The sequence below is a fragment of the Sphingobacterium sp. LZ11T8 genome, from assembly GCF_024261425.1.
Lineage (GTDB): Bacteria > Bacteroidota > Bacteroidia > Sphingobacteriales > Sphingobacteriaceae > Sphingobacterium.
In genome coordinates this window covers 111410-118709 of sequence record NZ_JANBZY010000011.1, presented here as the reverse complement: position 1 = coordinate 118709, position 7300 = coordinate 111410, and the positions used below count along the sequence as shown (strand labels likewise).

Annotated in this window: 3 protein-coding genes; all 3 read left to right on the top strand. The window is 38.5% G+C overall.

Translation table 11 applies throughout. The features are described from left to right. The first annotated feature begins 1017 nt into the window (after positions 1 to 1017). Genes NLF99_RS19300 through NLF99_RS19290 form a run of 3 tightly spaced genes read left to right on the top strand, consistent with a single transcriptional unit; the run spans position 1018 to position 7298 of the window. Positions 1018 to 4245: a SusC/RagA family TonB-linked outer membrane protein gene (locus NLF99_RS19300; RefSeq protein WP_254530230.1), complete on the top strand. Its 3228-nt coding sequence runs from the start codon at positions 1018 to 1020 to the stop codon at positions 4243 to 4245. Between the two features lie 12 nt (positions 4246 to 4257). Beyond that, complete coding sequence (locus tag NLF99_RS19295) at positions 4258 to 5781, top strand: SusD/RagB family nutrient-binding outer membrane lipoprotein (protein WP_254530229.1); 1524 nt, start codon at positions 4258 to 4260, stop codon at positions 5779 to 5781. A 44-nt stretch (positions 5782 to 5825) separates the two neighbouring features. Then, complete coding sequence (locus tag NLF99_RS19290) at positions 5826 to 7298, top strand: S10 family peptidase (protein WP_254530227.1); 1473 nt, start codon at positions 5826 to 5828, stop codon at positions 7296 to 7298. The last annotated feature ends 2 nt before the right edge of the window (positions 7299 to 7300 follow it).

The window sequence follows — 7300 nt, the reverse complement described above, 5'->3', positions numbered from 1 at the left end:
TTCCGAACAGAGAAGTTAAGCCCGCCAGAGCCGATGGTATTGCCGTAACAGGTGGGAGAGTAGGTCGGTGCCTAATTTTATACGGGAGCCCGCTGTCAGCAGACAGCGGGCTTTCTGTTTTTAGGGGGTATTCTATATGTATATATCCGTGCAGCAGGGAAGGGCATGCCGGCGGGTATGCCATACGTCAATATGGTACCGGGGCCGTTCAGGGCGGGATATTGTCCATCACGCTCAAGGTCAGCTTAGGGCGCATTGTGTTGCGCAAATACGGTATTAGGGCCATCCTCGTGGGATATTGTAATCATGATCCTGGAATATCCTCTAATCCCATAAATCCTGGTCCGTTTCCAGTTCTTGGTCCATCCTCTCATCCATTCCATCCTGGTTCAAAACCACCCCGTCCATCCTGATGCAAACCTATCCTTCCTTCCAAAAACCTTCCTTCTTTCCGTTTCATTTTTATTATTCTATTAGGAAAATGAATCTATGGAATTTTTACTTTAGTCTTTTCAGAAATTAATAAATCCTAAGGTTAATATTAGTTATACAATTTTAATTTTCAGGGGTTGTCCAATACTTATCATTTTTCAATAAATGTATGGTTTTGGCCATATACCCCCTCGCTTTTACTGGATATGGTTAATAAATCTACGTTTTTGATAGATTATAGCAAGTTTGTGACGTAATTTAATTTTGGATATAAACCTATTTTGTCCATTCGTTTACTTATCTATTCAACTTCCAAAATATCTTTATCTCGACTATTTTATGGATTATTTTTTTTTATATCTTGGATTCAATAATTAGCCGATAAGCCAAAATTTCACTTTGCCGACATTTCAATTTAATTAATCAGATAGGTGTGGAGACCTATTATATAATATTAAGCTTTTTTTGAATTAACCTATTTTATGATGTTTATGGAAAACAAATCATTGCCACCTTAGCTGGTTTTAGTTGCATAATAATTAAAACAATAATTTACTAATAACAATTTATATAAAAACTTAAATTATGAGATGGAATAAACCTAATGACGTTCCAAACATAAATTACCTAAAGCCTATGAAATTCTTAAAACTTGTACTTTGTTCGAGTTCAATATTGTTCATGGCGCAAGCTGAGGCCACGCCTCACTATCTTTGGAAAACAGATAAAATAGAATCGAATCTGGATTATTCTTTTGAATTGCCGCAACAGGTTACCGTCAGGGGACAGTTAGTGGATGAGCAAGGTGCTCCAGTTTCAAATGCTTCTATTTTGGTTAAAGGCACCAATGAAGGTGCAAAGTCTGATGAGCAAGGTAAATTCTCTTTTCAAACGGGGAAAGCAAAAGGGATCTTGGTCATCAGTCATATGAGTTATGAAACGAAGGAAGTGCCAATCAACACAGCTTCACAGATGAAGATTGTATTGATAGAAAATTCATCCACCAATATTGAAGAGGTTGTGGTTACCTCATTTGGTATTAAACGTGACCGTAAGACATTGGGGTATGGGGTAGCAGAAGTTAAAGCTGATGAGCTTTCCAAAGCTCCTACTCCTGATGTGACCAATGCACTTGCTGGTAGATTATCAGGCGTACAAGTTAGCGGTGCAGGTGGTGGATTTGGAGGTTCTAATATTACGATTAGAGGTTTCTCTACTTTCACAGGAAGTAACCAACCCTTATATGTGGTAGATGGTATTCCTTTGGATAATTCTGGTGGTGGTAACTCAGGTAACTCCGGTGTTATCAATTCTAGTCGTATTTCGGATATCAACCCTCAGGATATCGAATCCATGAGTGTTCTGAAGGGTGCTGCCGCTACCGTTCTTTATGGTTCGAGAGCTGCTTCCGGAGTAATTTTGATTACTACCAAGAAGGCTAAGAAGGGAGTTAAGAATCAAATTTCTGTTGGTACCAACACAGGTGTTGGGATTGTTTCCAGAATGCCAGCCTTTCAAAATGAATATGCGCAAGGTAGTAACGGAATTTATAATAACTCTGTAACGGGTTCTTGGGGACCAAAAATAGCTGGACAAGAGGTAACCAACTGGTTTGGTGAGAAAGAAAATCTACAGGCCTATCCTGATAATATCAGTGATATCTTACAAAATTCTGTAAGTTCTGTAAACGATTTAAGCTTTACGGGTTCTGGAGAAAAATATGATTATCGCGTATCCTACGGTTATACTGTTGAAACTGGTCTAATACCTAGTAATAAGCTAACCAGAAATAACATTTCTGTCAATGCTTCAACGGATCTTACCGAGAAATTTAAAGTAGGTACTTCATTTTCTTATGTAAATAACGTATCCGATCGAACTCAGGCTGGTAACCAAGGTGCCAATCCGCTTTGGAGAGGTATCTATACACCAAGAAGTTATGATTTGACCAATTTACCATTTAAAAATGCGGAAGGAAACCAATTATGGTTTGCGCCAGAGGATCATCCATACTGGTCGATCGAAAATGTTAGAAATAACAATGAGGTTAATCGTTTCTATGGTAACATCAACCTGAAATATGATTTTCTTGAATGGTTAACAGCCGATTTAAAAGTGGGTGCCGATGTTTTCAGTATGGTATCCAAAGGCTTTGATAATAAAGGTATCCGCAGTAATGGTAATACTAGCTCAGCTGGAGCCGGTGGTGTTCAAGACCGTAATGTGTCAATGAAAAATATCAACTCCTATTTTACCTTAACGGCAAATAAGAAGGTTTTTGAAAACTGGAATTTGATCGCTACGGTGGGTAATGAAATGATTGCAAACAATAGAAATACTTTACAGTCTACGGGTTTAGGTATTGTATTGCCAGATTTTGATAACCAAAGTAACTTCTTGACCTATAATACTTCAGGAAACATCAATCAGAACAGACAAGTAGGGGTATTTGCGGATGTGGTGATGGATTATAAGTCCTATTTATCCTTGAACGTGAAGGCTAGGAATGACTTTTCATCTACCCTATCAAAAGGAAATCGTTCCATCTTTTATCCAGCAGCAGCAGTGAGTTTAGTGTTGACAGAGGCATTCCCAAGTTTGAAATCGAATGTTCTGACCATGGCTAAAGTACGTGCAAACGTAGGTGAAGTGGGTAAAGGAACAGAACCGTATGCTACCAATACCTATTTTGGTAGAGCAAGTGCTTCTGATGGTTTCGTTTCAACCTTGGTAAGCTTTCCATTTAATGGCTTAGCTGGTTATACCTTGAATAATAGTGCTGGGAATAAAGAATTAAGACCAGAATTTACGAGAGAGTATGAATTGGGATTAGATTTATCATTTTACAACGGTAGGGTTAGTTTTGAGGGGTCAGTATACGAAAGAGATACCCGTAACTTAATCTTTGCCGTACCTGCTCCGTCTTCATCGGGTTATACCTCGATGGTAACCAATGCTGGTAGTTTATCGACCAAAGGTGTGGAATTGATGTTGAACTTAGTGCCTGTGCAAAAGGAGAACTTCACTTGGAGATCAGGTCTAAACTTTACAAAATTCAAATCCATTGTTGAGGAATTGGCACCGGGAGTAAGCAATATCTCCATTGGTGGATTTACCTCTCCAAATATTAGATTGGTAGCAGGACAGGAATATGGACAGATCTGGTCGAATGGCTATCAAAGGGATGACCAAGGTAGAATGATCATCAATGCCAATGGATTGCCTAAGCCAACAACCAATGTTCAAAAGGTAGGAAATCCTAACCCTAAATTCAATTTGGGATGGACCAATGACTTTAACTATAAAGACTTGACCTTATCCTTCTTGGTTGATTTCAAATATAAAGGCGATGTGATGTCAAGAACCATTGGAGATTTAAGAATCCAAGGTGTGGCAGAAGAAACAGCGGAATTTGAACGTATTGATGCTTCCGGTAATGTGAATAAGCCATATCTATTCGAAGGTGTTTATGAAGATGGTTCAGCAAATACCACTCACGTTTCGGCTCAACAATACTATAGCTTACAAGGTAAATATGTAGCCTGGGAAGGGTATGTATTGGATGCAACCTTTGTAAAATTAAGAGAGGCTAATCTTTCCTATAAGTTGCCAACAAAATGGTTGGAAGGACAGAACTTTATTAAAGGAGTAAATATTTCGGTTTATGGTCGGAACTTGTTTACCTATGCTCCAAATTTCCCACACCTAGATCCAGAACAAAACTTGTTAGGTATCAGTAATGCGAGGGGATTGGAGTTTGGATTCAGTCCTACACCTAGAACGATTGGTGGAAGTGTAAGGTTTAGCTTGTAAAATTGAAACAACATGAAAAAGATATTTAGTTTATTAACAGTCGCAACATTATTAGGAGTAAGCTCATGTAGTTCATTTTTAGATGTAAATGACGATCCTAATAACGTAACAAAAGTTGGGATTAATCAACTACTGCCTTCAGTTACCGTAAATGTCGGTTTCTTTGGAGCTAGTGATGTAATGCGCGTTGGAAATTTATTTGTTCAACAGTTTAGTGGTCAAGGACCAGTTCAAGGCCACGTGGCCTTTAAGGAGTCAGAAAGATATAATATTAACGATTCAGATATGAATGGAGAATGGGTAACCATTTTCGGAACGACATTAAGTGATATATCTGTTTTGATCAAACAGGCTACCGAAGAGGGAAGTCCACATTATGCGGGCGTAGCCAAACTTTTGAAAGCTTATGTATATCAAGTAACAGTAGATGCCTGGGGAGATGTTCCTTATTTTAATGCTTCAATGTTTGAAGAGAACTTAAAACCAGAGGTAGACGATGATGAATTGATCTATAAAGATTTGATCCGTTTAATCGACGAAGGAATTGCAGATATCAATGCCGGGACATCTGTTCTTTCTCCAAATTCGTTTACTTCCATTTATGCTTCAAACAGCTGGGCAGCATCCAAGGAAAAATGGGAGAAATTTGGAAACACCTTAAAATTGAGAATTTACCTGCATTATTCAGCAAAAGATCCTAACTTCTCCAAAACCAAGATGAATGAGCTGATCAATTCAGGCGCAAAATTCTTTGCTAGCAATGAGGATGGTTTCATTATGAACTTCTTAAATTCTCCCCAACGTCAGAATCCGATTTACAGTATCGAATCGGGTCAGTTCCGGAATCAGTTCTTGCCTAATCGCTATATCGTCGATTTGATGAACAGCAATCAAGATCCGCGTCGCGAGAAGTATTTTACGCCGTTCCCTTATTTTTCGAATCCAAAAACCTATAAAGGTTCCAGTGTAATGGATGCGAATATTTCCAGTGAGTATTCCAGATTACATGAGTATTTATATGGAAATGTAACCTCCTTCAATTCTAGCATGGTAGATTCCAAAGGTGCATTGCAAACAGGAGCTATTGCATATGGTGGTGAAGCCCCAGCTCGATTGTTGACCTTTGCGGAGTATAATTTTATCCGTGCTGAGGCAGCATTGATGAACGGAGCAGCAGCACAGGCGCAAACCTTTTATGCCGCAGGGATCAAAGCTTCATTTGACGACAGTAAATTACCAGCGGCAAGTTTGGCTACCTATATGGCTAGCAAGGGAACTTTGGCAGGAACCAATCAGCAAAAACTGGAGCAGATCATTACCGAAAAGTACATTGCCAATTTTGGAGTAGTAGGTGAGCCATGGGCAGATTATAGAAGAACTGGATACCCTGCATTGACACCTTTGAAAAAACCAACTGCAATTTATGATGAAGTTCCGAGGTCATTATTGTACGCGCAATCTGAAGCAAACAATAACCCAAATATCAAGCAGAAAGCAAGTATGCTGGAAAGAGTATTTTGGGATACAAGACAATAATTTATAAATTTCAATTGTAATCAATTATCAACAATATAAACACAATGAAAAGATACATTTTAATATTATCAGCACTAATTATGGCGATTGCTGTACAGGCTCAACGAATGCCATTAGCAGATAGCACAATTGTTACAAAACACAGTGTTACTGCAAATGGACAGAAATTTGGCTATACAGCAAAGACCGGAACACAACCTGTTTGGGATCAAAAAGGAAATGTTTTAGCGACTGTACACTTCACCTATTACACCCGTGACGATATCAGCAACCGCGCAAAGAGACCATTGGTAATTTCCTTCAACGGTGGTCCTGGTTCAGGTTCAGTTTGGATGCATTTGGCATACACAGGTCCTAGGATTTTAAACATAGATGATGAAGGCTATCCATTACAGCCATATGGTGTTAAGGAAAACCCATATTCAATCTTGGATGTGGCCGACATCGTGTACATTGATCCGATCAATACCGGTTATTCACGTATTTTAGATGAAAAAGCTGATCGTTCTCTTTTCTTTGGTACCAATGCCGATATCAAATATCTTGCGGAATGGATCAATACCTTTGTAACTAGAAATAACCGTTGGGCATCTCCAAAATATTTAATTGGTGAAAGTTATGGTACCACCCGTGTTTCTGGATTAGCTTTGGAATTACAAAATGCACAATGGATGTACCTAAATGGGGTAATTTTGGTATCCCCAACTGAATTAGGTATTAAGAGAGAAGGTGCTGTTGAAAAAGCTAACTTTCTACCTTATTATTCTGCTACAGCTTGGTATCATAAAAAACTAGGTCCTGAGTTGCAAAACAGAGATTTAGAAGAGTTTCTTCCAGAGGTAGAGAAGTTCACTATTGAAAAGCTTTTACCAGCGATAGCAAAAGGATCAAGTATTAGTGCAGCAGAAAAATCCGAAATTATCAAGCAGTATTCCAAATATTCTGGATTGTCTGAAACTGTAATTACACAGAATAATTTGGATATCCCAACCGCATTATACTGGAAAGAGTTATTACGTGATCAAGGAAAAACTGTAGGTCGCTTGGATTCCAGATATATTGGAATTGACTTCCGTGATGGTGGGGAACGCCCAGATTATAATTCGGAAATTACATCATGGTTACATTCATTTACTCCGGCCATTAATTATTATTATACCAATGAACTAAACTATAAAGCAGACGTAAAATATAATATGTTCGGACCTGTTCATCCTTGGGACAGAAGCAATGATAATACAGGTTATAACCTAAGACAAGCGATGGCAGCTAACCCTTACTTGCATTTAATGGTGCAGTCAGGTTACTATGATGCTGCCTGTGATTATTTCAATGCTAAATATAATATGTGGCAAATGGATCCTTCCGGTAAATTAAAATCAAGAATGAACTGGATTGGATACAGAAGTGGTCACATGATGTACTTACGTAAAGAAGATCTAATCAAAGCGAACGAAGATATTCGTCAATTCATTAAAAAATCTTTACCAGCAGCTGATCAACCAGCTAAATACTAGTG